Below are 23519 nucleotides of genomic sequence, written 5' to 3' on the forward strand. Positions count from 1 at the left end.
TTCACGAGACCTGCGTCTGTGAAACCTCCCAGTCGGGAGTCAAGAGCAAACGGATTGCTTTGGTCGCTGCGTTGCAATGATCATTCGATCCAACCAGTTCAGGCGCTACCTAAGGGTAGTTTTTGTTGTTCTCGGCCTGGTTGCGGGGCAAGCCCCAAATACAACTCCTCTCCAAAAGAATCAGTTAGCTGCGCCTCCGCCGTGTTGTTCTTGTTATGCGTGAGTCGATTCGTATTGTTTTTATTGTGGGTGTCGTACTGCTTGTTGTTCTTCTTGTACTAAACATATAGCAGAAGCTGTGCCAACTTTTGCCAGGCCCCGTAAACCGGGGCTTTTCGGGCAGCAGGGCGTTTTTGCGCACACAAAAAAGCCGGGCCTGCGTTACCGTAAGACCCGGCTTTTGTTACGTGAAACGCTTGAGGTAACAGTTTGTCCCCGCCCTGCGCACCGCGTGCCAGAGCCCTGGGCCGGTTTTATGTCTCGCTGGCGACGCCCTTGCGCCGCGGGATGCCCAGACGCTGACGGCGTTCCCACAGACATTTGCGACTGACGCCCAGCTTGCGCGCCAGCTCGGTTTCAGTCATGTGATCCTGATGCTCCAGAACGAAGTGCTGAAAATAGTCTTCGAGTGACAGGTCTTCGGCGGGCTCGTTGCCCGACGAGCCGGAAGAGCCCGGTAACGGCGCCATGCCCATGTACTCGTCGTCATCCAGACCGTCGAGCTCGATGTCGATGCCCAGCAGGTCAGCGGTGATTTCCGGGTTCTCGCACAGAATCACCGAGCGTTCCACAGCGTTTTCCAGCTCGCGTACGTTACCCGGCCAGCTGTAATGGCGGATCGCTTGTTCGGCGTCGTGTGCAAATTTGAGGTCGTCGCGTCCGACCTTGCCGCTCTGGCGAACCAGGAACGCATGGGCGATTTCCAGGATGTCGTTGCCACGTTCGCGCAGCGCCGGGAGCTTCAGGGCGATGACGTGCAGACGATAGAACAGGTCTTCACGAAACTCGCCATTTTTGGCCAGCGTTTTCAGGTCTCGGTGGGTCGCGGCAATCAGGCGTACGTCGACCTTTTGCGATTGCACCGAACCGACCCGGCGAATCTCGCCTTCCTGCAATACGCGCAGCAGGCGAGCCTGGGCTTCCAGCGGCAGCTCGCCGATTTCATCGAGAAACAGCGTGCCACCGTCAGCAGCCTCGACCAGACCTGCGCGGCCTGCGCTGGCCCCGGTGAACGCGCCTTTTTCATGACCGAACAGTTCGGACTCGATCAGCGATTCGGGAATGGCCGCACAGTTGACGGAGATCATCGGCGCCTTGGCGCGGCGTGAGAGGTTGTGCAGGGCGCGGGCGACCAGTTCCTTACCGGTGCCCGATTCCCCTTGAATCAGGACGTTGGAATCAGTCGGGGCGACTTTGCGGATCTTGCTGTAAAGATCCAGCATGGGCGGGCATGAGCCGATGATGCCGATCTCGCCATTGTGGTTCTGTGCCGGGCCTTTTTCAGCGCTGCTGGTCCGGGCGGTGGCGCCGCGTTCGTCCTGAAGGTGCTTGACCGTCTGCCGATCACGCAGGATCCGCGAGACGGCCTGGAGCATTTCATCGTGATCGAAGGGTTTGGCGATGTAGTCCACCGCGCCCATCTTCATCGAATCGACTGCCGAGCGCAGGCTCGCGTAACTGGTCATGATCAGCACCGGTTTGCCCTCGCCGAGCTTGATCAGCTCGGTGCCGGGTGCGCCGGGCAAGCGCAGGTCGCTGACGATCAGATCGAACGACGGGATGCTGAAGCGTTCCTGAGCCTCTTGAACGGAGCCGGCTTCACTGACTTCATACTGGTTGCGTTCAAGCAGGCGACGCAGGGCTGAGCGGATAATCGTTTCGTCTTCGACGATCAAAATATGCGGCATTGATTCAGTTCTCTCGACGGTCTCAGTTCGCGGTGGACGTCGCGTCGACATGGCGTGGCAAGGTCACCCTGATTCGGGTTCCACGCTGCTGCTCGGGATCGGCCGGGCTGTCGATGGTGATTTGTCCATAATGCTCTTCAACGATGGAATAGACCAGCGCCAGGCCAAGTCCGGTTCCCTCGCCAGGATCCTTGGTGGTGAAGAACGGCTCGAACAATCGGTCCATGATTGCCTTTGAAATCCCACTGCCTTCGTCTTCGACGATCAAGTCCACAGTGTGCTCGGATACTTCGCTTCTGACCCTGACTGCGCTGCCTGCCGGGGAGGCGTCGCGGGCGTTGGAGAGCAGGTTGATCAACACCTGCGCCAGCCGTTGCGGATCGCCAACCGCCCAGTGCTCGGGGTTACACAGGTTGTAGAAGTGTACTTCGAAATTGCGCCGGTTCAGTGCCAGCAGACCAATAGCATCCTGAGCCACCACGGCCAGACAAACGGCTTCGTCGCTATGCTGATGAGCGCCCGCGTGAGCAAAGCTCATCAATGACTGGACGATGCGCGATACGCGTTTGGTCTGTTCGAGGATCTGGCTGCTGATTTCCTTGAGCTCGCCGTCTTCTTCGCGTTCTTCGCGCAGGTTCTGGGCGAGGCAGGCAATGCCGGTGATCGGATTGCCGATTTCGTGCGCCACACCGGCGGCCAGGCGGCCGATACTTGCCAGGCGTTCCGAATGCACCAGTTTGTCTTCGAGCATCTGCGTGTCGGTCAGGTCCTCGACCAGCACCACCAAGCCGCTGTTGCCCGGCGCCAGAGGCTCGTTGATGGCTGCCTTGTGCAGATTGAGCCAGCGTGTCTGGCCGTCCAGACCGAGCTTCTGCTTGTGCAAATGCTCATCGGGCAGGCTGGTAAAACCGGTCAGCAGGCCCTTCCACGGCTCGGCAATGGTTTCCAGTCGCGAGCCGACCACACGCTGCGCGACGATGCCGGTCAATTCTTCCATGGCCCTGTTCCACATCAGGATCTCCTGATCTTCGGCCAGCGAGCAGACGCCCATCGGCAGTTCTTGAAGGGTCTGGCGGTGGTAGCGACGCAGGGCATCGAGTTCGGCGGCAAGGCCGGTGAGGCGCGAATGGTAGTCCTCAAGCCGGCTTTCAATGAAATGTATGTCTTCGGTGACGTATTTTTCGCTGCCCGATTTGTACGGCAGAAAGGTTTCCACCATGTCCTGGGCAACGCTCGGCCCCATCAGCCCGGACAGGTTGGCCTCGATGCGGTCGCGCAGGCGACGCAGGGCATAAGGGCGGCGCTCGTCGAAGGGCAGGTAGAGATCGCGCAGCGCTTGCTCGACCTCCTTCTGCGCGGCTTTCGCGCCCAGCGGCTTGGCCAGTTGGGTGGCGAACTCCTGCGGCGACACCGCGTGCAGTTCCCGGCGTTGCGGGCGGCGCACGTTGTCGACTGCGCAGGCCTCGGCGGCCCCGGCTTCTTCAGGGCTGGCATTGGTGAACAGCGAGATCAGGGTGAACAGCAACACGTTGGCGGCGAGCGAGGCGATGGCTGCCATGTGCCAACTGGTGTCGTCCAGCACATAGATCATGTTCAGCCAGGGAATGTAGAAGCCCTGCAGGTTGCCGATCAGCGGCAACAGCATGCTGACCGCCCAGACTGAAATGCCGGCCAGCAGCCCGGCGATGAAGCCGCGTCGGTTGGCGGTCGGCCAGTACAGCACCGACAGCACGCCCGGCAGAAATTGCAGGGTTGCAACGAAGGCGACGATGCCCAGGTTGGCCAGATCCTGCTGCGCGCCGAGCATCAGGTAGAAGCCGTAACCCAGCGCGATGATCGCCACGATCAGTCCGCGTCGTGTCCACTTCAGCCAGCGGTAGATATTGCCCTCGGCGGGTGGCTGATACAGCGGCAGCACCAGGTGATTGAGTGCCATGCCGGACAACGCCAGCGTGGTGACGATGATCAGCCCGCTGGCCGCCGACAGCCCGCCGATGTAAGCGAGCAGGGCCAGGGACTTGCTGTTGGCGGCGATACCGATGCCGAGCGTGAAGTATTCCGGGCTGGTGGTGGCGCCAAGTTTCAGCCCGGCCCAGAGGATCAACGGCACTGCCAGGCTGATCAACAGCAGAAACAGCGGCAGACCCCAACTGGCGCTGACCAGCGAGCGCGGATTGAGGTTTTCCGTGAAGGTCATGTGATACATGTGCGGCATGACGATGGCCGAGGCGAAGAACACCAGCAGCAGCGTGCGCCACGGGCCTTCCTGCAAAGGCGTGTGCAGCGAGGCGAGGGCGGTCTGGTTCTGCAGCAGCCACAGTTCCAGTTGTTGCGGGCCGTCGAACACACCATACAAGGCATACAGCCCGACGCCGCCCAGGGCAATCAGCTTGATCAGCGATTCAAAGGCGATGGCGAACACCAGGCCCTCGTGTTTCTCGCGGGTCGCGATGTGCCGTGAGCCGAAGAAAATCGTGAACAGGGTGATCAGTGCGCAGAACGCCACGGCGACCCTGTCCTGCACGGGCTCGCGGGTCAGAATGCCGATGGAGTCGGCGACCGCCTGAATCTGCAAGGCCAGCAGCGGCAGCACGCCGATCAGCATAAATACGGTGGTCAGTGCACCGGCCCAAGTGCTGCGAAAACGGAACGCGAACAGATCGGCCAGTGATGACAGCTGGTAGGTGCGGGTAATTCTGAGGATCGGGTAAAGCAGCACCGGCGCGAGGAGGAAGGCCCCGGATACCCCCAGATAACTGGACAGAAAGCCGTAGCCATACTGATAGGCCAGACCGACCGTGCCATAAAACGCCCAGGCGCTGGCGTAGACGCCCAGTGACAGGGTGTAAGTCAGCGGATGACGAATGATCCAGCGCGGAATCAGGCCGTGTTCGCTGACCCAGGCTACACCGAACAGCACCAGCAGGTAGGCGGCGCTGACCAGCAGCATCTGCGTCAGACTAAAGCTCATCGGCATCTCGCTGGCTCTGCAGAATGAACGTCACCACAATCAGGATCAGCCACAACATGTAGGGCCGATACCAGGCACCTGTGGCATCGATCCACCAGTCCATGATGGCTGGAGAGAACAGATAAATGCCGACCACCAGAAGCAAAACCAACCGGTATATGTACATCTGGTCTCCCTGCGCTGGTAGATGAGGAGCGGCATGTTAACGGATGCCGGGCAACCTGCAAGTATCCTTGCGTCGCAGTTTGTGGCGACTGCTCTGGATCAGTCTATCCGGGCTTCTTCAATATTGCGCAGTCGGGGTATCAGGTCAGCGTTCCAGTGACGGATGCCCCAGGCAAGCACTTCCTGTGCAGTGCCGTCGGCCATGTGCGTATCGAGCGGTTGCCCCAATGCGCGCAAGGCCCGCAGCAGCAGCGGCGTCGCCTGATCGGCCGGCAGCGGTGGGGAGCGATAGGATTTGCCCAGCTTGTGGCCATCCGGCTGGGTGATCAACGGTACATGCAGGTAGCGCGGTTGGGGCAGGCCCAGCAGTTCCTGCAGGTACAGCTGGCGGGGGGTCGAGTCGAGCAGGTCGGCGCCGCGGACGATATCGGTGACGCCTTGCCAGGCGTCGTCAATGACCACGGCCAGTTGATAGGCATACAGCCCATCGCGCCTGCGGATCACAAAGTCACCGCTTTCGCGGCCCAGGTGCATTTTGAAGGTGCCCTGAACCCGGTCGTCGAAACGATATTCCAGCTCCGGTACGCGAATGCGGATCGCCGCGTTGTCTGGCGAATGTCCGGCATTGCGGCAGAAACCCGGATAAATACCCTGAAAGCCTTCGAGCTGTTTGCGCGAGCAGGTGCAGGCGTAGGCCAGGCCATGATTGAACCAGCGCTGGAGGATCTCGGCGTAGGCGTCATGGCGCTCGCTTTGCCGCACCATCTGGCCGTCCCATTCAAAACCGTAGCGCTCGAGTGTCTCGAGAATCCCCGCCTGCGCACCGGCCACTTCACGCGGCGGGTCGAGATCCTCCATGCGCAACAGCCACTGACCGTCTGCCGCGCGCGCATCGAGATAGGAGGCTAGGGCTGCGACCAGCGAGCCAAAATGCAGGTAACCACTGGGAGTCGGCGCAAAGCGCCCGATATAGGCCGGTTTTTTCATGGGCGGGATGTTACGGGTGACGGGCTTGGGCGGGCAAGTGGAACGCAGTGGGTGGTTATGCAGAGTCTTGTGCCAATGCTCCGCGTTGGCATGCAGTTCGTGACGCTCTGCGTCACACGGCGGTTCTGCGATTTCAGGTGGCTGGGGGTTCGACTCAAGTCACCTTTTCGCCCCTCGGCGACTCACTTTGAGGGACCAAAGTGAGCAAAGTCCCCGCTCCGGTTTCCGGCCCGACTTCGTCGGGTTCCTTCGCCCTGTCACTGATCCGGGGGTCGCCGCAACGCGCCATCCATGGCGCGGTGCGGCTAGCCTGGCGTCCTGCCAGGCTACCCCCGGATCAGTGGCAGGACTCAGCCGTCACTAACGTCGCACTCTGCGTCGTCAGTGCCATCGCGATCAAAGAGCGCATGGGAGTCAGTTGGGCTGTGGACAGCGATGAGCAAGGAGTGGGAGCAAGATTCGCTGTCATAGTGCTTCAACAGGCACAAAAAAAGACGCCGAAGCGTCTTTTCAGTCAAAGGCGGCCCCAGGTCATTTACCGACCTGTTTTTCCTTGATTTCTGCGAGGGTCTTGCAGTCGACGCACTGGTCTGCAGTCGGGCGAGCCTCAAGACGGCGGATGCCGATCTCTACGCCGCAGGATTCGCACCAGCCATATTCTTCGTCCTTGATCAGTTGCAGCGTCTTGTCGATCTTCTTGATCAACTTGCGTTCGCGATCGCGGGCACGAAGTTCAAGGCTGAACTCTTCTTCCTGACTGGCACGGTCTGCCGGGTCGGGGAAGTTGGCAGCTTCGTCCTTCATATGGTCTACCGTTCGGTCGACCTCTTGCATCAAGTCCTGCTTCCACTTGTTCAGGATCTTGGTGAAGTGCGCGCGCATCGGCTCGCCCATGTACTCTTCACCCTTCGTTGGCACGTAGGGCTCAAAGCCGCTGATTAGATGGTTCTGTTGCTTTTCTGGGGTGGGCATGTCTGGACCGCCTCTCACTCTTCTAATCTATTGCGCAGGATTGTTCCATCACCGACACCCGTCGGCCCTGCAGCTGCAAGCGGGCGAACTTACCAGATCAAATCGGAGTGCGCTACTCCCGGTTGTCGAGCATGACGACGCCGTCTTCTTATGGAGATGGCCATTTCGCATCTGCCCTGCATCTAAATGAACTCTAGTCGCTGCGCACCGTCGTAGCTTTCTTTTATTCAGCGTTTGGAGACCGCGCTTTTCAGTCCGCAAATGCACCGTCGGGCGGGTGGTTGGGTAGAATCATGGCGCGCCGTGATGACAATCATGTTTTAACATCCGCCCTTTAAAGGAATATCCATGAGCCAGCCTTACAGTGCGCGCAGTCGCGCCATAGAACCTTTTCATGTCATGGCGTTGCTGGCGCGTGCCAATGAATTGCAGGCGGCGGGTCATGATGTGATTCACCTTGAAATCGGCGAGCCCGATTTCACCACTGCAGAGCCCATCATAAAGGCTGGCCAGGCGGCACTGGCGGACGGCAAGACGCGTTACACCGCCGCGCGCGGTCTGCCGCAACTGCGTGAGGCCATTTCCGGGTTTTACGCTCAGCGTTACGGCGTCGACATTGATCCTCAGCGGATTCTGGTCACGCCGGGCGGTTCAGGCGCCTTGTTGCTGACCAGCAGTCTGCTGGTCGATCCGGGCAGGCACTGGTTGCTGGCCGACCCTGGCTACCCGTGCAATCGTCACTTTTTGCGCCTGATAGAAGGCGAGGCGCAACTGGTGCCCGTCGGTCCGCAACAGCGTTATCAACTGACCCCTGAGATGGTGGCCACGCACTGGAATCACAACAGTGTCGGCGCTCTGGTGGCGTCACCGGCCAATCCGACCGGCACCCTGTTGAGCCGCGACGAACTGGCAGCCTTGTCTCAGGCACTGAAAGCCCGCAATGGCCACTTGGTGGTGGACGAGATCTATCACGGCCTGACCTACGGTGTGGACGCCAGCAGTGTGCTGGAAGTGGATAACGACGCTTTCGTTCTCAATAGTTTTTCAAAGTATTTCGGCATGACCGGGTGGCGTCTGGGCTGGCTGGTCGCGCCACAGGATGCCGTGGCCGATCTGGAAAAGCTGGCCCAGAACCTCTACATCAGCGCGCCAAGCATGGCGCAACATGCCGCGCTTGCCTGCTTTGAGCCGCAGACACTGGCCATACTCGAGCAGAGGCGCGCCGAGTTCGGCCGCCGCCGGGACTTTCTGCTGCCAGCGCTGCGCGAACTGGGTTTCGGTATTGCCGTCGAGCCGGAAGGGGCCTTTTATTTGTATGCCGACATCTCCGCGTTTGGCGGCGATGCCTTTGCCTTTTGCCGGCACTTTCTGGAAACCGAGCACGTCGCCTTTACACCAGGCCTCGATTTCGGCCGTTTTCAGGCCGGGCACCATGTGCGCTTTGCCTACACGCAGAGCCTGCCGCGCCTTGAGCAGGCGGTCGAGCGAATCGCTCGTGGTCTGCGTAGCTGGGGTGTCTGATGCGTTTTTCTCCGCAGCTTGAACAGGGTCGTCTGCTGGTGCGTTACAAGCGCTTTCTCGCTGATATCGAAACCGATAGCGGTGAATTGCTGACCATTCACTGCCCTAACACCGGTTCGATGCTCAACTGCATGATGCCCGGCGGGCGCGTGTGGTTCAGTCGCTCGAATGACCCCAAGCGCAAACTGCCGGGCACTTGGGAAATCAGCGAAACCCCGCAGGGTCGCCTGGCCTGTATCAATACCGGACGGGCCAATACGCTGGTTGAAGAGGCGTTGCGCGCCGGGGTCATCAGCGAACTGACGGGGTTCACGGCGCTCAAGCGCGAGGTGGCTTACGGACAGGAAAAAAGTCGTGTGGACTTTCGTCTGGAGTACCCGGATGGCTATCTGTATCTGGAAGTTAAAAGTGTCACTCTGGGATTCGATGGTTCCAGCGTGGCGGCATTCCCCGATGCGGTGACCCAGCGCGGCGCGCGGCACCTGCGCGAACTGGCGACGCTGGCGCGCGAAGGCGTGCGCGCCGTGCTGTTGTATTGCGTCAATCTCACCGGTATCGACGCTGTGCGGCCGGCGCAGGAGATTGATCCTGCCTACGCGGCGGCGTTGCGTGAAGCCATCGATGCCGGTGTGCAAATTCTCGCCTACGGTGCGCAACTGACGTCGGAAGAGATTTTTATCGACCGGCGCCTGCAGGTGCACGGGCTGGATTGAGGCGTCTGGCTACAGGCGGCTCAGACTTCGTCAGGCCTCCAGATGCAGCGACACCCAGATGCCCTCGGCGTCTTCACGGCTTTTGATGACGGTCAAGGATTGACCTTCGCAAGGCCCGGCAACGCATTCGCCGTTCTCGATCAGAAACAACGCCCCATGCGTCGCGCACTGGATCAGGCTTGCACTGCTGTCCAGAAATTGATCGGGTTGCCATTCCAGCGGAATGCCGCGATGCGGGCAGCGGTTCTTGTAGACAAACACCGCGCCCTGACGACGCACGGCAAACAGCGCATGTTCGCCCAGCGCAAAGCCTTTGCTATGAGCTTCGGGCAGGTGACTTGAAGTGCAAAGGAATATCAAGAAGCCTCCATAGGCCCATTCTTCGGGTGCCAGTTTTCGGGTCGATGCCTGATCGGACAAGTCTGTCATTTTCTTCGGATTGATGCGCTGCGTTACGTTGAAGTCATCACAGGATGCGTCGGTTCTTTCCTGTCTTTTTGTAGCCATCGTCTTTAAGTACGCCGCTCGCACCTGTCAGCCTTGCAGCTGTATATCGTCCGCTCATGTTTTGCAGAGCGGAAACACTATGAAAGAGATGACAGCAGATGATGAGCGGCTGGCGCGTCAGGTCATCGGGCTGCTTGAGCTGTTTGCCCTCAATACAGACGACACGGAGCAGCGCATTGTCGGCATCTGTCGGCGCGCATGCACGCCTGTGGGGCCGGTTGCAGCGGTCAGCGTCCAGCAACGTTTCGTGTGTCTGGCACGCACCACGCTGGATCGCTTACAGGCTCGTCATATCAAGGTCGTCGCCGTGGTCAATTTCCCTCATGGCAGCAGCAATGTTCAGTCCGTCATCGCCCAGGTACGTGCTGCGCTGATGGCTGGCGCGGATGAAATCGACGTCGTGTATCCCTTTCGCGCGCTGCTCGGCGGAGACCGGCAGCCCGGCCTGGCGATGATCTCGGCGTGTTCGGCCTTGTGTGCCGGGCAGGTGAGGCTTACAGCGACGCTTGAAACCGGTGACTTGCGTGACTCGCAAATGATCCTCGACGCTTGCCGCGATGCGATCGTTTCGGGCGCTGACTTCATCAAGACCAGCACCGGCAAGGCCGCCAGGCATGTCACGCCGCAGGCTGCACGGATCATGCTGGAGTCCATTGCCGACGTAGGCGGGCAAGTAGGGCTGAAGGTTGCAGGCGGGATCCGTACGTTCGACGAGGCGCGTGTTTACATGGCACTGGTCCGCGCGCGATTTGGCCTGCAATGGATCAACGCCGGGCGCTTTCGGCTGGGCGGCTCCAGCGTGCTGGACGACTTGCTGGCAAGGCTCGGCCTGCTCGAGTCGCATGGTGGTGGCGATGGCTTTTGAATGATCGATGGCTTTGCGCCGGACAAAAAAAGACCCGGCAAAGAGCCGGGTCAAAAACCGTGATTAGCCTGATGAGGAGATAATCTGAAAGTCCGAACCAAGGTCTTTCAGGCTACCGTCCAGTCTCGCGACCGGATGTGATAATCATAACGATTCTCATTTGTAAGTCAACATTTCTTTTGGTCGCACGCGTGCCTGTGCCTGCGGGTGATTCAGGCAGGATATTCATGGATTAAACGTGACGGAGTACAGCGTAGCCTCAGTGGCGAGCGGGTTGCGCATGCGAGGGAAGAAGGGGTGAAAGCAGGGCGCTACATCGCCAGCCTGCTGTGCATTGCGCGTGCAGGCTGCAACGTTTTTGCGGTATCAGTGGGTACGGTAGCGCAGGCGCGTGCCGAAATTCACCGACATCAGAATCTCGTCAGCCGAGAGTTCAGCCGGGAAGAACACGCCTGAAATCTGTGCATGAGCGATGCTCGCACCTTCCATCGGCGTATTGCGCAGGTCCAGGCCACGAAGGTCGGCAGAGCGAAAATAGGCGTCGGTGAAGTCGATATTGGCGGTGTCCAGCGCGCGCAGGTCCAGCCCCCTGAAGTCGCCCCCCACCATGTCGATGGTGCCGGTTCGCGGTTTCTCTTGATTGAAACCTTCGACGTCATCTTTGCGCAGCAGCATATAAAGCGGTGAGTCGATCTGTTTGGGGTGGCTCATGATGGCCTCCGACATGTCATTGCGTTGGAATTGTGGCGCCAGTATATCGCCATCATTGTAAGGCCGTGAAGCGCTAACCGCTCAACGGCCATGTGTCGTTTTACAGACCCGGCAGGCGCTGACGCAGGTTGTCGATAAGGCTGTCCAGATCGCTGCTGACGTTGGTTGCAACCTTCTTGCTGCGCAGGATTTCGTCGGCGCCGAGCGGCTCGCGACTGGCCTGCTGAGCCTCGATGACTTCCAGTGTCGCGTCAGAGGGGTCGTTGTCCTGTGCCTGACGCTGCGCAAGCCAGCCAGCGATCACCGCCTGCGGTGCTTCGCAATCCAGAATCAGGAACGGGACGCCGGTGTTTTCGGCAATCTTTGCCGCCGCATCGCGCTGCTCGCGCTTGAGGTAAGTGGCATCGATTACCACCGAGAAGCCTGCGCGCAGGGTTGCGGTGGCCAGCTCATGCAGGCGTGCATAGGTTGTGCTGCTGGCTTGCGCGTCATACAGATCCTGACCCTGGCCGGCAAACAGGCGCTTGCGCTCTACGTCCGAGCGCAGGCGGATGGCGCCCAGCGATTCCACCAGACGCATCGCCACGTGGCTTTTGCCAACGGCAGAGACACCGTGGGTGATCGTCAGAAACGGTGAAGGGATGGCGCTGTAGCTCTCGGCCAGATTGGCATAGTTGCGGTACTGACGAAGCGTCGCCGCGCGCTGCAAGCCGTCGGCATCGGCCGGCTGGCTGAACAGTGCCACCTTGGCGCGGACCATTGCGCGGTAGGCCTTGTAGAAATTCAACAGCTCCAGGCCCGCGTAGTCGCCGGTGACTTCCAGGTACTGACTGATCAAACGCCGTGACAGCGACTTCAGGCCACGGTCTTCAAGGTCCATTGCCAGAAAGCCGATGTCGGCATAGACATCGGTCTTGCGGAACGGCTCGTTGAACTCGATGCAGTCGAACAGCACGACCTTGCCATCAATCACCGTCGCATTGCCCAGATGAATGTCGCCATGGCACTCACGGATGAACCCATCGGCCTTGCGGTGGGCCAGCAACGGCTTGAGTCGCGCAAAGCTCGACTCTGCCCACGCGTGCAGGGCATCAAGCTGTGCCAGGTCGGATTTTTCGCTGATCAGCGGGCGAATCTGCTCGAAATTCTGTACCACCGGGGCCATCACGCTGTCAGCCGAGCCCAGTTCGCTTTCAGCTCCGACCTGCGGCGAGGTCAGGTGAAAACCGGCAATCTGGCGCGCCAGTTCGTCGATGTGCGCAGTCGTCAATTCACCGTTGGCCTGCAGCGTGCTCAGCAGGCCATCCTGCGAGAACTGTTTCATCTTCAGCGCGTATTCGATCGCTTCACCGTCGCCGCCCAGTTGCGGCGTGTCCTCTGTGCCAGTGATTGGCAGGACTTCGATGTAGAGATCGTCGGTCAGACGCTGATTCAGGCGCAACTCTTCTTCGCAGAAGTGCTTGCGCAGGGCCAGCGTGGTGAAATCCAGAAAGCCGAAGTTCATCGGCTTTTTGAATTTGTAGGCATACGGACCCGTCAGCAGCACCCAGGAAATGTGCGTTTCGATGACCTGGAAACTCTCCACCGGATGGGGGAAGAGGGCAGGGTTCTGCAGGGCAGCAATCAAAGACTGGCTCACGGTCGATCCTTCAGGAATGTGTTCAAAATGTAAGTACACGATGCCGCCATTATGGCCGCTTGGCGCGAGGCTGCAAACCGCTGACTCGGGCGTCTGTCGATCCTCGGTAAAGTGCGTATAATCCGCGCCCATGACTCGATCCCGCACCTCTCGTTCTGCAAAAAAACAACCTCCCCGCAGCCTTAACAAGTGGCTGGGCTGGGCGTTGAAGCTCGGTATTGTCGGCCTGGTTCTGCTCGGCGGCCTGGCCATTTATCTCGATGCAATCGTCCAGGAAAAATTCTCCGGCAAGCGCTGGACCATCCCGGCCAAGGTCTATGCACGGCCGCTGGAGCTGTTCGTCGGACAGAAGCTGAGCCGCGATGACTTTCTCATCGAACTCGACGCCCTGGGCTATCGCCGCGAAAGCGTGGCGAATGGTCCCGGCGCCGCTGCGGTGAACGGCAATACCGTCGACCTCAATACGCGTGGCTTTCAGTTTTACGAAGGCACTGATGCAGCGCAGCAGGTGCGCGTGCGCTTTTCCGGTGACTATGTAGCCGACCTGTCTTCGGGCAATGGTGCCAAGCTTGCGGTGGCACGACTCGAGCCCTTGCTGATCGGCGGCCTGTACCCGAAGAATCTGGAAGACCGGATCCTGATCAAGCTGGATCAGGCGCCGCCCTATCTGCTCGACGGGCTGGTAGCGGTCGAGGACCGGGATTTCTATCACCACTTCGGCGTGTCGCCCAAGTCCATTGCCCGGGCGATCTGGGTCAATACCTCGCAGGGGCAGATGCGCCAGGGCGGCAGTACGCTGACCCAGCAGTTGGTCAAGAACTTCTACCTGACCAATGAACGCAGCCTTACCCGTAAGCTGACCGAAGCCATGATGGCCGTTCTGCTGGAGATTCATTACAGCAAGCAGGAAATCCTCGAGGCCTATCTCAACGAAGTGTTCGTCGGGCAGGACGGCCAGCGCGCCGTTCACGGTTTCGGTCTGGCCAGCCAGTATTTCTTCAGCCAGCCGCTGTCCGAGCTGAAAATCCATCAGGTGGCGATGCTGGTCGGACTGGTCAAGGGGCCTTCCTTCTACAACCCGCGGCGCAATCCGGAGCGTGCTCTGGAGCGTCGTAATCTGGTGCTCGACCTGTTTGAGCAGCAGGGCGTCGCCACTCCCGAAGTAGTCGCTGCTGCGAAAAAAATGCCACTGGGTGTGACCAAGACCGGGACCCTCGCCGACAGCTCGTTCCCGGCGTTCCTCGATCTGGTCAAGCGTCAGCTGCGCGAAGACTATCGCGACGAAGACCTGACCGAAGAAGGGCTGCGGATCTTTACCAGCTTCGATCCGATCCTGCAGATGAAGTCCCAGGCGGCCATGGACGACACGTTCAAGAAGCTCGCCGGGCGCAAGGGCTCTGATGAAGTGGAGTCGGCCATGGTCGTCACCAATCCTGAAACCGGCGAAGTGCAGGCGTTGATCGGTGGGCGTGAGGCCGGGTTCTCGGGCTTCAACCGGGCGATCGACGCGGTGCGTCCGATCGGCTCGCTGGTCAAGCCGGCTATCTACCTGACGGCACTTGAGCGGCCAAGCCAGTACACCTTGACCAGCTGGATTGCCGACGAACTGTTCCAGGTCAAAGGCGCCGATGGCCAGATATGGAAACCGCAGAACTACGATCACAAGTCACACGGCAATATCTTCCTGTATCAGGGGCTGGCGCACTCTTACAACCTGTCGACCGCCAAGCTGGGTCTTGAACTGGGCATTCCAAACGTGTTCAAGACACTGGCCAAACTGGGTGTGACGCGCGAATGGCCGACCTATCCGTCGATGCTGCTGGGTGCGGGTGGCTTGAGTCCGATGGAAGTGGCCACCATGTATCAGACCATCGCCAGCGGCGGGTTCAATACGCCGATGCGTGGTATTCGCAGCGTGCTCACCGCGGAAGGCGAGCCACTCAAGCGTTATCCGTTCCAGATTGAACAGCGCTTCGATCCGGGTGCCATATACCTGGTGCAGAATGCGATGCAGCGGGTCATGCGCGAAGGTACGGGCAAATCTGTTTACAACGTATTGCCGAGCTCGTTGAATCTGGCGGGCAAGACCGGTACCAGTAACGACTCGCGTGACAGCTGGTTTGCCGGGTTCAGTCAGGACCTGCTGGCGGTGGTGTGGATGGGGCGCGACGACAACGGCAAGACACCGTTTACCGGTGCCACCGGTGCCCTGCAGGTCTGGACCAGTTTCATGCGCAAGGCCGGCCCGCTGCCGCTGGACATGGCGATGCCGGACAACGTCGTTCAGGCGTGGGTCGATGCGCAGACCGGTCAGGGGTCGGATGCAAGCTGCCCGAATGCCGTGCAGATGCCGTATATTCGCGGCAGTGAGCCCCAGCCCGGCGCGACATGCGGCGGCGCTCCGGCACCTGCCACTGAGGTGATGGACTGGGTCAAGGGTTGGTTGAACTAGGCAATCGAGGTTTTCAAGTGAATAAATGGTGGATTCCAGCTTTAACGGCACTGGCCTTGCTGAACGGCTGCGCCAGTGTGGAACGCGGCTCGATTCCGGTCGTGGATTCGAGCTCCAAGGTGTCCAATGGCGAAGGTGCGGCAGCGTCGCGTAACGGTACTTACCGGACCAACACGGCGCCTGTGCAACAGCAGCCGCAAGCCGTGCCGCAGGACTCGGGCGTCGTAGTGATGGTGCCGGGCGCGGGTGGCGCCGATGCAGGACAGAGTTACTCTGCGCCAGCCAGTCAGGCGCCGTTCAGTGTCAACACTCCGCCTGTCGATGCTGCGCCGGTCACCCAGGCCCCGGTCAGTCAGGCTCCCGCAAACAACAGCTACAGCATGCCGGCCGCTTCTGCCCCGACCGGGATCCCGTCCAGCGGTGGCGGTCTGTCGGAGGACGAGCAGCTTGACGGGCCTGTACTGGCATTGTTGACCACCGCCCAGCAACAGCAGACCAGTGGCGATCTCAATGGCGCGTCGTCCAGTCTCGAGCGTGCGCAGCGGGTTGCACCGCGCGAGCCGCAAGTGCTCTATCGTCTGGCTCAGGTGCGTCTGGCTCAGGGCGATGCGGCCCAGGCCGAGCAGCTGGCACGTCGTGGTCTGACTTACGCCAACGGGCGTACCAGCCTGCAGGCCAGTCTGTGGGGATTGATCGCTCAGTCACGCGAAAAGCAGGGTGACGCGGCCGGTGCTGCCCTGGCTCGTCAAAAGGCTCGCTGATGGACGGACGTTTACCTGAGGTTGCCGAGCAACTGTTGCTGATAGAGCGCGAGTTGCGCGTGCTGGGCTGGTGGGATACCACGCCGCCCAGCGAGCAGGCGCTCGCCAGTCAGGAACCGTTCAGCGTCGATACCCTGGAGTTCGCCCAGTGGCTGCAGTGGATTTTCCTGCCGCGGATGAAGGTCATCCTCGAGCGCGACCTGCCGTTGCCCAATGCTTCCGGCATTCTGGAAATGGCCGAGATGGTCTATGCCGGGTGCATGAGTGAAACCCGGCAGCTGCAAGCGCACCTGGCGCGGTTCGACCAGCTGATCACAGCAGCGCGCTGATCGGCGCGCTTCTAGCGGCAGTATTCGCTGATCGCCTTGTTGGTTTCTTCGATACGCGTCTTGCGGTTCTCATCCGTAAGGCGCCTTGATTCTCCTCCAACCTGCTCGCGCACTCGCGGATTGTTTTGCAACTGCGCAAGATTGGTGCGCAGGGTTTCGCAATTTTCCGCGCGCTTGGCTTCCTGAGCCTTCACCTGGCTTTTGACTTTCTGGTCAATCTCGCGTTGTTGCGCAGCCCCGTCGTCCGCAGGCATGCCCGGCGCGGCGGCAGGTGGCGGAGTCTGCACATTGATTTCCTGCACCGGCTGGCCAGTGGGGGGCTGGGCATCAAAGTGCGTTACGCCCTGGGCATCCACCCACTTGTAGATCGAAGCGGCCTGGCTGGTTGCGCTGATGGCCAGCGCGGCGGCGAGAATCATCCAATGCATGTCGGGTCCTTGAAAGTCTGTGCATGCAGAAAGCTACCATAACAGTGCATTTCAGTCCGAAACGGTGCGATTTCACTTGTCGGGTGTCAAGAAAGCGCACGGATCGCTTGACTTGAAGGGGGGGAATCACAACAATCCAAAGTTCGCTGTAGAAGGACTGCCAGAAGCAGACCCTCTCGGTAGATCATGAGGCGCACACCCGCGCCGACCTGTAACACCCGCAACGCGTTACCTCGCGCTGGGTGGGAATGTTCCGCAACACTCAGGGACCTCCCAATACTTGCTCAGTCAGTGCTGACGTAGTCGGCGACCACCGTCGCTCATGCTCTGCTGGCAGTAAACCTATTAAGACCCGTCCCGGAGTGGGCGGTATTCTGGCGTTTTAGAGGTGAACAACGTGGAGCTTTTATCTGGCGCTGAAATGGTCGTCCGCTTTTTGCGTGACGAAGGCGTTGAGCATATCTATGGGTACCCCGGTGGTGCCCTCCTGCATGTCTACGATGCTCTGTTCAAAGAACCGGCGGTGAGCCACATCCTTGTTCGCCACGAGCAGGCTGCCACGCACATGGCCGATGGCTATGCGCGGGCTACCGGCAAGGCAGGCGTGGTGCTGGTGACCTCGGGTCCTGGTGCAACCAATGCCATTACCGGTATCGCCACGGCGTACATGGACTCCATTCCGATGGTGGTCCTGTCCGGTCAGGTAGCCAGTACGCTGGTGGGCACCGATGCGTTCCAGGAGACCGACATGATCGGTATCTCCCGGCCGATCGTGAAGCACAGCTTCATGATCAAGCACCCGTCGGAAATCCCGGACGTCCTGAAAAAGGCTTTCTACCTGGCACAGTCCGGTCGTCCGGGCCCGGTGGTCGTCGATATTCCGAAGGACATGACCAACCCGGCCGAAAAATTCGAATACGTCTTCCCGAAAAAAGCCAAGCTGCGCTCCTACAGCCCGGCGGTTCGTGGCCATTCCGGTCAGATCCGCAAGGCCGTCGAGATGCTGCTGGCGGCCAAGCGTCCTATCGTCTACGCCGGTGGCGGGGTGATCATGGGCAATGCTTCGGCGCAACTGACCGAGCTGGCGCAACTGCTCGATGCACCGGTAACCAACACCCTGATGGGGCTTGGGTGCTATCCGGGCACGGATCGCCAGTTCGTCGGCATGCTCGGGATGCACGGCAGCTACACCGCCAACCTCGCGATGCACCACACCGATGTGATCCTGGCCGTCGGCGCGCGCTTCGACGACCGAGTCATCAACGGCGCCAGCAAGTTCTGCCCGAACGCCAAGATTATTCACATCGATATCGACCCGGCTTCGATCTCCAAGACCATCAAGGCCGACGTGCCTATCGTCGGTCCTGTCGAAAGCGTGCTGACCGAAATGGTTGCCACCTTGAAAGAGATCGGCGAGACACCCGACAAGGCATCCGTTGCTGCGTGGTGGAAGCAGATTGACGAGTGGCGCGGTACGGGGGATCTGTTCCCGTACAACCGTGGCGATGGCACAGTCATCAAGCCGCAGGCCGTTATCGAAACGCTGTGCGAAGTCACCAAGGGCGACGCTTATGTCACCTCGGACGTCGGTCAGCATCAGATGTTCGCTGCGCAGTACTACCGCTTCAACAAGCCGAACCGCTGGATCAACTCGGGCGGCCTGGGCACCATGGGCTTTGGTTTTCCGGCAGCAATGGGCGTGAAACTGAGTTTCCCGGACGAGCACGTGGCCTGCGTGACCGGCGAAGGCAGTATCCAGATGAACATTCAGGAGCTGTCGACCTGCCTGCAGTACGGCCTGCCGGTGAAGATCATTCTGCTCAACAACGGTGTGCTGGGCATGGTCCGCCAGTGGCAGGACATGAGCTACGGCGCGCGTCACTCGCATTCCTACATGGAGTCGCTGCCTGATTTCGTCAAGCTGGTCGAGGCCTATGGTCACGTCGGCATGCGTATCACTGACCTGAAGGATCTGAAGCCGAAGATGGAAGAAGCCTTTGCCATGACTGACCGGCTGGTGTTCATGGATATTCAGGTCGATGTGACCGAGCACGTCTATCCGATGCAAATCAAGGACGGCTCCATGCGCGATATGTGGTTGAGCAAGACGGAGCGGACATAATCATGCGCCATATCATTTCCCTGCTGCTGGAAAACGAACCGGGTGCACTGTCGCGCGTCGTTGGTCTGTTCTCCCAGCGTAACTACAACATCGAAAGCCTGACGGTTGCGCCGACCGAAGACCCGACCCTGTCGCGTCTGACGCTCACCACCGTAGGTCATGATGAGGTGATCGAGCAGATCACCAAGAACCTCAACAAGCTCATCGAAGTGGTCAAGCTGGTCGACCTGTCGGAAAGCGCTCACATCGAGCGCGAACTGATGCTGGTCAAGGTCAAGGCCACCGGCGCGCAGCGTGCGGAGATCAAGCGCACCACGGATATCTTCCGCGGGCAGATCGTCGACGTGACCGCCAGCGTCTACACCGTGCAACTGAGCGGCACGAGCGACAAACTGGACAGCTTCATTCAGGCCATCGGCACCGCCGCTATCCTGGAAACAGTACGCAGTGGCGTAACGGGCATTGCCCGTGGCGACAAAGTGCTGAGCATTTAAATCAATTAAGCAAATGGCCTGCGTGGCCAAGATAACAGGGGATTTCCATGAAAGTTTTCTACGACAAAGACTGTGACCTTTCGATCATTCAGGGCAAGAAAGTCGCCATCATCGGTTACGGTTCGCAAGGCCACGCTCAGGCGTGCAACCTGAAAGACTCCGGCGTTGATGTCACTGTCGGCCTGCGTAAAGGTTCGGCCACTGTCGCCAAGGCCGAGGCTCATGGCCTGAAAGTGACTGACGTCGCTTCTGCCGTTGCTGCCGCCGACCTGGTCATGATCCTGACCCCGGACGAGTTCCAGTCCCAGCTGTACAAGAACGAAGTCGAGCCGAACCTGAAAAAGGGCGCAACACTGGCGTTCTCCCACGGCTTCGCGATCCACTACAACCAGGTTGTGCCGCGCGCTGACCTCGACGTGATCATGATCGCGCCGAAGGCCCCGGGCCACACCGTGCGTACCGAGTTCGTCAAAGGCGGCGGTATCCCTGATCTGATCGCGGTTTATCAGGATGCTTCCGGCAATGCCAAGAACGTTGCCCTGTCCTACGCTTCGGGCGTTGGCGGCGGCCGTACCGGCATCATCGAAACCACCTTCAAGGACGAGACTGAAACCGACCTGTTCGGCGAGCAGGCTGTTCTGTGCGGCGGTACTGTCGAGCTGGTCAAGGCTGGTTTCGAAACGCTGGTCGAAGCTGGCTACGCGCCGGAAATGGCTTACTTCGAGTGCCTGCACGAACTGAAGCTGATCGTTGACCTCATGTACGAAGGCGGTATCGCCAACATGAACTACTCGATCTCCAACAACGCCGAATACGGCGAATACGTCACCGGCCCTGAAGTCATCAACGCCGAATCCCGTCAGGCCATGCGCAACGCTCTGAAGCGCATCCAGGACGGCGAATACGCGAAGATGTTCATCAGCGAAGGTGCTACCGGCTACCCGTCGATGACTGCCAAGCGTCGTAACAACGCTGCGCACGGTATCGAAATCATCGGTGAAAAACTGCGCTCGATGATGCCTTGGATCGCGGCGAACAAAATCGTCGACAAGGACAAGAACTAAGCTTTTCCGGTTCACCGCCGGACTACAGCTGGTTTACAGGAAAAGGCGCGACCCATCGGTCGCGCTTTTTCGTTCTGGGTCAGGCTCTGGTATAAAGCTGCATCGTTTGCTGGCGAACCGTCGCCGCAGATCTGTGTCGAACCTTTTCATACCGCTGCAAGGTAATCTCCATGAGCGAACGTCCTGAAGAGCCCGTCAAGGCCTCTGACGCTGAAAGTCTGCTACCTATCGATGAACACGTGGAAGAGGGCCATGACGCCGAAGGCCGGCAGGTCCGGCATCGGGGTATCTACCTGCTTCCCAACCTGTTTACCACGGCGAATCTGTTCGCGGGTTTCTACTCCATCATCAGCTCCATGAGTGCGCAAAGCGCCATGAGCGCCGGTGATTTTGCCGGGGCAAGCAAGTATTTCGCATTCGCTGCGATTGCGATCTTCGTGGCCATGGTGCTCGACGGCCTGGATGGTCGTGTGGCGCGCATGACCAACACGCAAAGCGCGTTTGGCGCCGAGTACGATTCGCTGTCCGACATGGTTGCCTTTGGTGTGGCCCCGGCGTTGCTGGCATTTGGCTGGGCGCTGGGCGACATGGGCAAGGTCGGCTGGATGGTTGCCTTCATCTATGTAGCCGGCGCCGCATTGCGTCTGGCGCGCTTCAATACGCAGGTCGGCAAGGCTGACAAGCGCTACTTCATCGGCCTGGCCAGTCCGGCAGCGGCAGGTGTAGTGGCCGGCACGGTCTGGGCATTCAGCGATTTCGGGATTCAGGGCTCCAAGCTGTCGTTTCTCGTTGCGTTGCTGGTCGCGGCCGCCGGTATGCTGATGGTCAGTAACATCAAGTACAACAGCTTCAAGGAGCTGGACTTGAAGGGCCGCGTGCCGTTCGTTGCGATTCTGGCGGTGGTCTTGGTGTTTGCTGTCGTATTCAGCGACCCGCCGCGCATTTTGCTGCTGATATTTCTCGCTTACGCTCTGTCCGGCCCCATTCAGTATCTGCTACGTCGCCGCAAGGCCTAGTCAATGATCTAATTTCCACCATACTCCGTAGTCTATTGGTGCATCAGTTCCCTGGCCTGCGGAGTCATCATGTTAATCAAACTTCCTTCTGCGTCCGACTCCAAAGAGTCGGACGTCACGCCTGAATCCATTTATCTCTCGCGACGCACATTGCTCGCCAGCTCGCTTGCAGGTCTTGCCGTCACGGCAATGCCGCGCTGGGCGGGGGCCGCAGATGCTTCGCGGTATGCCGATGTAGAGCCAGGCAAAGCGCCAGGCTGGTTCGCGGAAAAACTGCCTGCCACGAAATGGCAGGCGGTCAACGTCCAGGACGAGGCGATCACGCCGTTCAAGGACGCAACCCATTACAACAACTTCTATGAGTTCGGTACTGACAAGGGCGATCCTGCCAAGAACGCTGGCTCTCTGCAGACCGAGCCGTGGAGTGTCGTGATCGATGGTGAAGTCGCCAAGCCTGGCCGCTATGCGCTCGAAGACTTCATGAAGCCTTACCAGCTGGAAGAGCGGATCTACCGGTTGCGTTGCGTCGAAGCCTGGTCGATGGTCATCCCATGGATCGGTTTTCCGATCTCTGCGTTGCTCAAGCAGGTAGAGCCGACCTCCAAAGCCAAATACATCCGGTTCGAAACGCTGGAGGACGCCAAGTCCATGCCGGGTCAGCGCTCGGACTTTGCCCTGATCGACTGGCCTTATGTAGAAGGGCTGCGTCTGGACGAGGCGATGAACCCTCTGGCGATTCTGGCGGTGGGCATGTATGGGCGTGAGCTGCCTAACCAGAATGGCGCACCGTTACGCCTGGTGGTGCCATGGAAGTACGGTTTCAAGAGTGTGAAGTCCATCGTGCGTATCAGTCTGGTCAGTGAGCAGCCGAAGACCACCTGGCAAAGCATTGCGGCAAACGAGTATGGCTTCTATGCCAACGTCAACCCGACTGTCGATCACCCGCGCTGGACGCAAGCCCGCGAGCGCCGCTTGCCGAGCGGTCTGTTCAGCCCGAATCTGCGCGACACGAAAATGTTCAATGGCTATGAGGAAGAGGTGGGTTCCTTGTACGCCGGCATGGATTTGCGGAAGGACTATTGATGCGATATCCGTTTTTGCGTCTGGCTGTATTTCTTGCCGCTTGTATTGCGCCTGTGTGGTGGTTGTACCAGGCATGGATTTTTGCGCTCGGACCTGATCCCGGCAAGGTCCTTGTGGAAAACTTCGGAGTGGCGACGCTGGTCATGCTGCTGATCACGCTCTCCATGACACCGTTGCAGCGCCTTACCGGTTGGTCCGGGTGGATTGTGGTGCGTCGCCAGCTGGGCCTGTGGTGCTTTGCCTATGCGTTGCTGCACCTGAGCATGTACGCACTGTTCATTCTGGGGCTGGATTGGGGGCAGTTGGGTGTCGAGCTGGTCAAGCGTCCTTATATCATCGTCGGTGCGCTGGCGTTGCTGGGGTTGCTTGCGCTGGCGCTGACTTCCAACCGTTATAGTCAGCGCCGTCTGGGAGCACGCTGGAAAAAGCTGCATAGGATCATCTACGTAATTCTGGGGCTGGGCCTGCTGCATATGTTCTGGATTGTCCGGGCCGACCTTAAAGAGTGGGCGCTGTATGCGGGGATAGGTGCATTCCTGTTATTGCTGCGCATTCCCGTGTTTGCTCGGCGAATCCCGCGTCTGGGCGGCGCTGCGAAGGCCAGATCGGTAAAAGTTCAAAATAACGGTTGACGCCCTCGCTGAGGTGTCTATAATTCGCCCCACTTCCGGCGCAGACGGAAACGAAAAAGCCTTGTAGATCAATGGTTTGCAAGGTTTTGAAGTGAAGAGTCAGCGAGGAAGGAGGTCGGGTCTGGAGTGATCGACAGCGGTGAGAAAAAAGAGTTTGACACGCGGTTGTAACGCTGTAGA

21 protein-coding genes are annotated in these 23519 nt (G+C 59.6%); 12 read left to right on the forward strand and 9 right to left on the reverse strand.

Annotated features, from left to right (window positions below):
* Positions 1-473: 473 nt before the first annotated feature.
* From KBY08_RS24640 to dksA, 5 genes are all read right to left on the reverse strand, one after another.
* A complete protein-coding gene (locus KBY08_RS24640) occupies positions 474-1907 on the reverse strand; it encodes a sigma-54-dependent transcriptional regulator (protein ID WP_024639810.1) in 1434 nt (477 codons plus the stop codon).
* Positions 1908-1929: 22 nt separating this feature from the next.
* The gene (locus tag KBY08_RS24645; RefSeq protein ID WP_024641215.1) at positions 1930-4884 is read right to left on the reverse strand and encodes a sensor histidine kinase; all 2955 of its coding nucleotides are present in this window, start codon (positions 4882-4884) and stop codon (positions 1930-1932) included.
* Positions 4868-5044, reverse strand: a complete 177-nt coding sequence (locus KBY08_RS24650) for a hypothetical protein (RefSeq protein WP_002552060.1) — start codon at positions 5042-5044, stop codon at positions 4868-4870. The genes KBY08_RS24645 and KBY08_RS24650 overlap by 17 nt, the downstream gene beginning before the upstream one ends.
* A 98-nt stretch (positions 5045-5142) precedes the next feature.
* Positions 5143-6030, reverse strand: coding sequence for a tRNA glutamyl-Q(34) synthetase GluQRS (gene gluQRS, locus KBY08_RS24655; protein ID WP_024660965.1), 888 nt, complete (start codon positions 6028-6030; stop codon positions 5143-5145).
* A gap of 531 nt (positions 6031-6561) precedes the next feature.
* On the reverse strand, positions 6562-7002 hold the full coding sequence (gene dksA, locus KBY08_RS24660; protein WP_003406657.1) for an RNA polymerase-binding protein DksA: 441 nt from the start codon (positions 7000-7002) through the stop codon (positions 6562-6564).
* Between the two features lie 348 nt (positions 7003-7350).
* On the opposite strand from dksA, the gene KBY08_RS24665 reads away from it, so the two are divergent.
* Both KBY08_RS24665 and sfsA read left to right on the forward strand, forming a co-directional pair.
* Positions 7351-8523, forward strand: a complete 1173-nt coding sequence (locus KBY08_RS24665; protein WP_111522765.1) for a pyridoxal phosphate-dependent aminotransferase — start codon at positions 7351-7353, stop codon at positions 8521-8523.
* Entirely contained in the window at positions 8523-9236 is a 714-nt protein-coding gene (gene sfsA / locus KBY08_RS24670) for a DNA/RNA nuclease SfsA (protein WP_003406665.1), read from the forward strand. Before KBY08_RS24665 ends, sfsA begins: the two co-directional genes overlap by 1 nt.
* A 30-nt stretch (positions 9237-9266) precedes the next feature.
* Here sfsA and KBY08_RS24675 read toward each other — a convergent pair whose 3' ends face one another.
* The gene (locus tag KBY08_RS24675) at positions 9267-9596 is read right to left on the reverse strand and encodes a Rieske (2Fe-2S) protein (protein WP_164990148.1); all 330 of its coding nucleotides are present in this window, start codon (positions 9594-9596) and stop codon (positions 9267-9269) included.
* Positions 9597-9822: 226 nt separating this feature from the next.
* On the opposite strand from KBY08_RS24675, the gene deoC reads away from it, so the two are divergent.
* The gene (deoC, locus tag KBY08_RS24680) at positions 9823-10608 is read left to right on the forward strand and encodes a deoxyribose-phosphate aldolase (protein ID WP_024651883.1); all 786 of its coding nucleotides are present in this window, start codon (positions 9823-9825) and stop codon (positions 10606-10608) included.
* A 366-nt stretch (positions 10609-10974) separates the two neighbouring features.
* On the opposite strand, the gene KBY08_RS24685 is transcribed toward deoC, so the two are convergent.
* Positions 10975-11319: a pentapeptide repeat-containing protein gene (locus KBY08_RS24685; protein ID WP_003371360.1), complete on the reverse strand. Its 345-nt coding sequence runs from the start codon at positions 11317-11319 to the stop codon at positions 10975-10977.
* 100 nt (positions 11320-11419) lie between these two features.
* Positions 11420-12958, reverse strand: a complete 1539-nt coding sequence (locus tag KBY08_RS24690) for a bifunctional aminoglycoside phosphotransferase/ATP-binding protein (protein ID WP_003406690.1) — start codon at positions 12956-12958, stop codon at positions 11420-11422.
* A 130-nt stretch (positions 12959-13088) separates the two neighbouring features.
* Here KBY08_RS24690 and mrcB point away from each other — a divergent pair, with 130 nt between their 5' ends.
* The 3 genes from mrcB to KBY08_RS24705 are packed head-to-tail and all read left to right on the forward strand — an operon-like array spanning position 13089 to position 16500.
* A complete protein-coding gene (gene mrcB / locus KBY08_RS24695) occupies positions 13089-15410 on the forward strand; it encodes a penicillin-binding protein 1B (RefSeq protein ID WP_003427455.1) in 2322 nt (773 codons plus the stop codon).
* A 17-nt stretch (positions 15411-15427) separates the two neighbouring features.
* On the forward strand, positions 15428-16171 hold the full coding sequence (locus KBY08_RS24700; RefSeq protein WP_050427267.1) for a tetratricopeptide repeat protein: 744 nt from the start codon (positions 15428-15430) through the stop codon (positions 16169-16171).
* A complete protein-coding gene (locus KBY08_RS24705) occupies positions 16171-16500 on the forward strand; it encodes a YqcC family protein (protein ID WP_003406693.1) in 330 nt (109 codons plus the stop codon). Before KBY08_RS24700 ends, KBY08_RS24705 begins: the two co-directional genes overlap by 1 nt.
* An 11-nt stretch (positions 16501-16511) precedes the next feature.
* Here KBY08_RS24705 and KBY08_RS24710 read toward each other — a convergent pair whose 3' ends face one another.
* Positions 16512-16928, reverse strand: a complete 417-nt coding sequence (locus tag KBY08_RS24710; protein ID WP_003406694.1) for a DUF4124 domain-containing protein — start codon at positions 16926-16928, stop codon at positions 16512-16514.
* A 397-nt stretch (positions 16929-17325) separates the two neighbouring features.
* Here KBY08_RS24710 and KBY08_RS24715 point away from each other — a divergent pair, with 397 nt between their 5' ends.
* From KBY08_RS24715 to msrQ, 6 genes are all read left to right on the forward strand, one after another.
* Positions 17326-19050, forward strand: a complete 1725-nt coding sequence (locus tag KBY08_RS24715) for an acetolactate synthase 3 large subunit (protein ID WP_003406695.1) — start codon at positions 17326-17328, stop codon at positions 19048-19050.
* A 2-nt stretch (positions 19051-19052) separates the two neighbouring features.
* Positions 19053-19544 carry an acetolactate synthase small subunit gene (gene ilvN / locus KBY08_RS24720; RefSeq protein ID WP_002552075.1) on the forward strand — a complete coding sequence of 164 codons (492 nt, stop codon included), beginning with the start codon at positions 19053-19055 and terminating at the stop codon, positions 19542-19544.
* Between the two features lie 47 nt (positions 19545-19591).
* On the forward strand, positions 19592-20608 hold the full coding sequence (gene ilvC, locus KBY08_RS24725) for a ketol-acid reductoisomerase (protein WP_002552076.1): 1017 nt from the start codon (positions 19592-19594) through the stop codon (positions 20606-20608).
* Between the two features lie 170 nt (positions 20609-20778).
* Positions 20779-21624: a CDP-diacylglycerol--serine O-phosphatidyltransferase gene (gene pssA, locus KBY08_RS24730; protein ID WP_003406703.1), complete on the forward strand. Its 846-nt coding sequence runs from the start codon at positions 20779-20781 to the stop codon at positions 21622-21624.
* Positions 21625-21693: 69 nt separating this feature from the next.
* On the forward strand, positions 21694-22707 hold the full coding sequence (gene msrP / locus KBY08_RS24735) for a protein-methionine-sulfoxide reductase catalytic subunit MsrP (protein WP_103714208.1): 1014 nt from the start codon (positions 21694-21696) through the stop codon (positions 22705-22707).
* Positions 22707-23339: a protein-methionine-sulfoxide reductase heme-binding subunit MsrQ gene (gene msrQ / locus KBY08_RS24740; RefSeq protein WP_057457682.1), complete on the forward strand. Its 633-nt coding sequence runs from the start codon at positions 22707-22709 to the stop codon at positions 23337-23339. The genes msrP and msrQ overlap by 1 nt, the downstream gene beginning before the upstream one ends.
* Positions 23340-23519 lie beyond the last annotated feature (180 nt).

The sequence above is a fragment of the Pseudomonas sp. P135 genome (assembly GCF_020312125.1).
Lineage (GTDB): Bacteria > Pseudomonadota > Gammaproteobacteria > Pseudomonadales > Pseudomonadaceae > Aquipseudomonas > Aquipseudomonas fragariae.

Bases quoted from the DNA above. Each gene is read 5' to 3' on its own strand.
- KBY08_RS24650 (WP_002552060.1), bottom strand. From the start codon at position 5,044: ATGTACATATACCGGTTGGTTTTGCTTCTGGTGGTCGGCATTTATCTG.
- KBY08_RS24705 (WP_003406693.1), top strand. From the start codon at position 16,171: ATGGACGGACGTTTACCTGAGGTTGCCGAGCAACTGTTGCTGATAGAG.
- msrQ (WP_057457682.1), top strand. From the start codon at position 22,707: ATGCGATATCCGTTTTTGCGTCTGGCTGTATTTCTTGCCGCTTGTATT.
- dksA (WP_003406657.1), bottom strand. From the start codon at position 7,002: ATGCCCACCCCAGAAAAGCAACAGAACCATCTAATCAGCGGCTTTGAG.
- msrP (WP_103714208.1), top strand. From the start codon at position 21,694: ATGTTAATCAAACTTCCTTCTGCGTCCGACTCCAAAGAGTCGGACGTC.
- KBY08_RS24645 (WP_024641215.1), bottom strand. From the start codon at position 4,884: ATGCCGATGAGCTTTAGTCTGACGCAGATGCTGCTGGTCAGCGCCGCC.
- KBY08_RS24640 (WP_024639810.1), bottom strand. From the start codon at position 1,907: ATGCCGCATATTTTGATCGTCGAAGACGAAACGATTATCCGCTCAGCC.
- pssA (WP_003406703.1), top strand. From the start codon at position 20,779: ATGAGCGAACGTCCTGAAGAGCCCGTCAAGGCCTCTGACGCTGAAAGT.
- ilvC (WP_002552076.1), top strand. From the start codon at position 19,592: ATGAAAGTTTTCTACGACAAAGACTGTGACCTTTCGATCATTCAGGGC.
- sfsA (WP_003406665.1), top strand. From the start codon at position 8,523: ATGCGTTTTTCTCCGCAGCTTGAACAGGGTCGTCTGCTGGTGCGTTAC.
- deoC (WP_024651883.1), top strand. From the start codon at position 9,823: ATGAAAGAGATGACAGCAGATGATGAGCGGCTGGCGCGTCAGGTCATC.
- KBY08_RS24665 (WP_111522765.1), top strand. From the start codon at position 7,351: ATGAGCCAGCCTTACAGTGCGCGCAGTCGCGCCATAGAACCTTTTCAT.
- KBY08_RS24710 (WP_003406694.1), bottom strand. From the start codon at position 16,928: ATGCATTGGATGATTCTCGCCGCCGCGCTGGCCATCAGCGCAACCAGC.
- gluQRS (WP_024660965.1), bottom strand. From the start codon at position 6,030: ATGAAAAAACCGGCCTATATCGGGCGCTTTGCGCCGACTCCCAGTGGT.
- KBY08_RS24685 (WP_003371360.1), bottom strand. From the start codon at position 11,319: ATGAGCCACCCCAAACAGATCGACTCACCGCTTTATATGCTGCTGCGC.
- ilvN (WP_002552075.1), top strand. From the start codon at position 19,053: ATGCGCCATATCATTTCCCTGCTGCTGGAAAACGAACCGGGTGCACTG.
- mrcB (WP_003427455.1), top strand. From the start codon at position 13,089: ATGACTCGATCCCGCACCTCTCGTTCTGCAAAAAAACAACCTCCCCGC.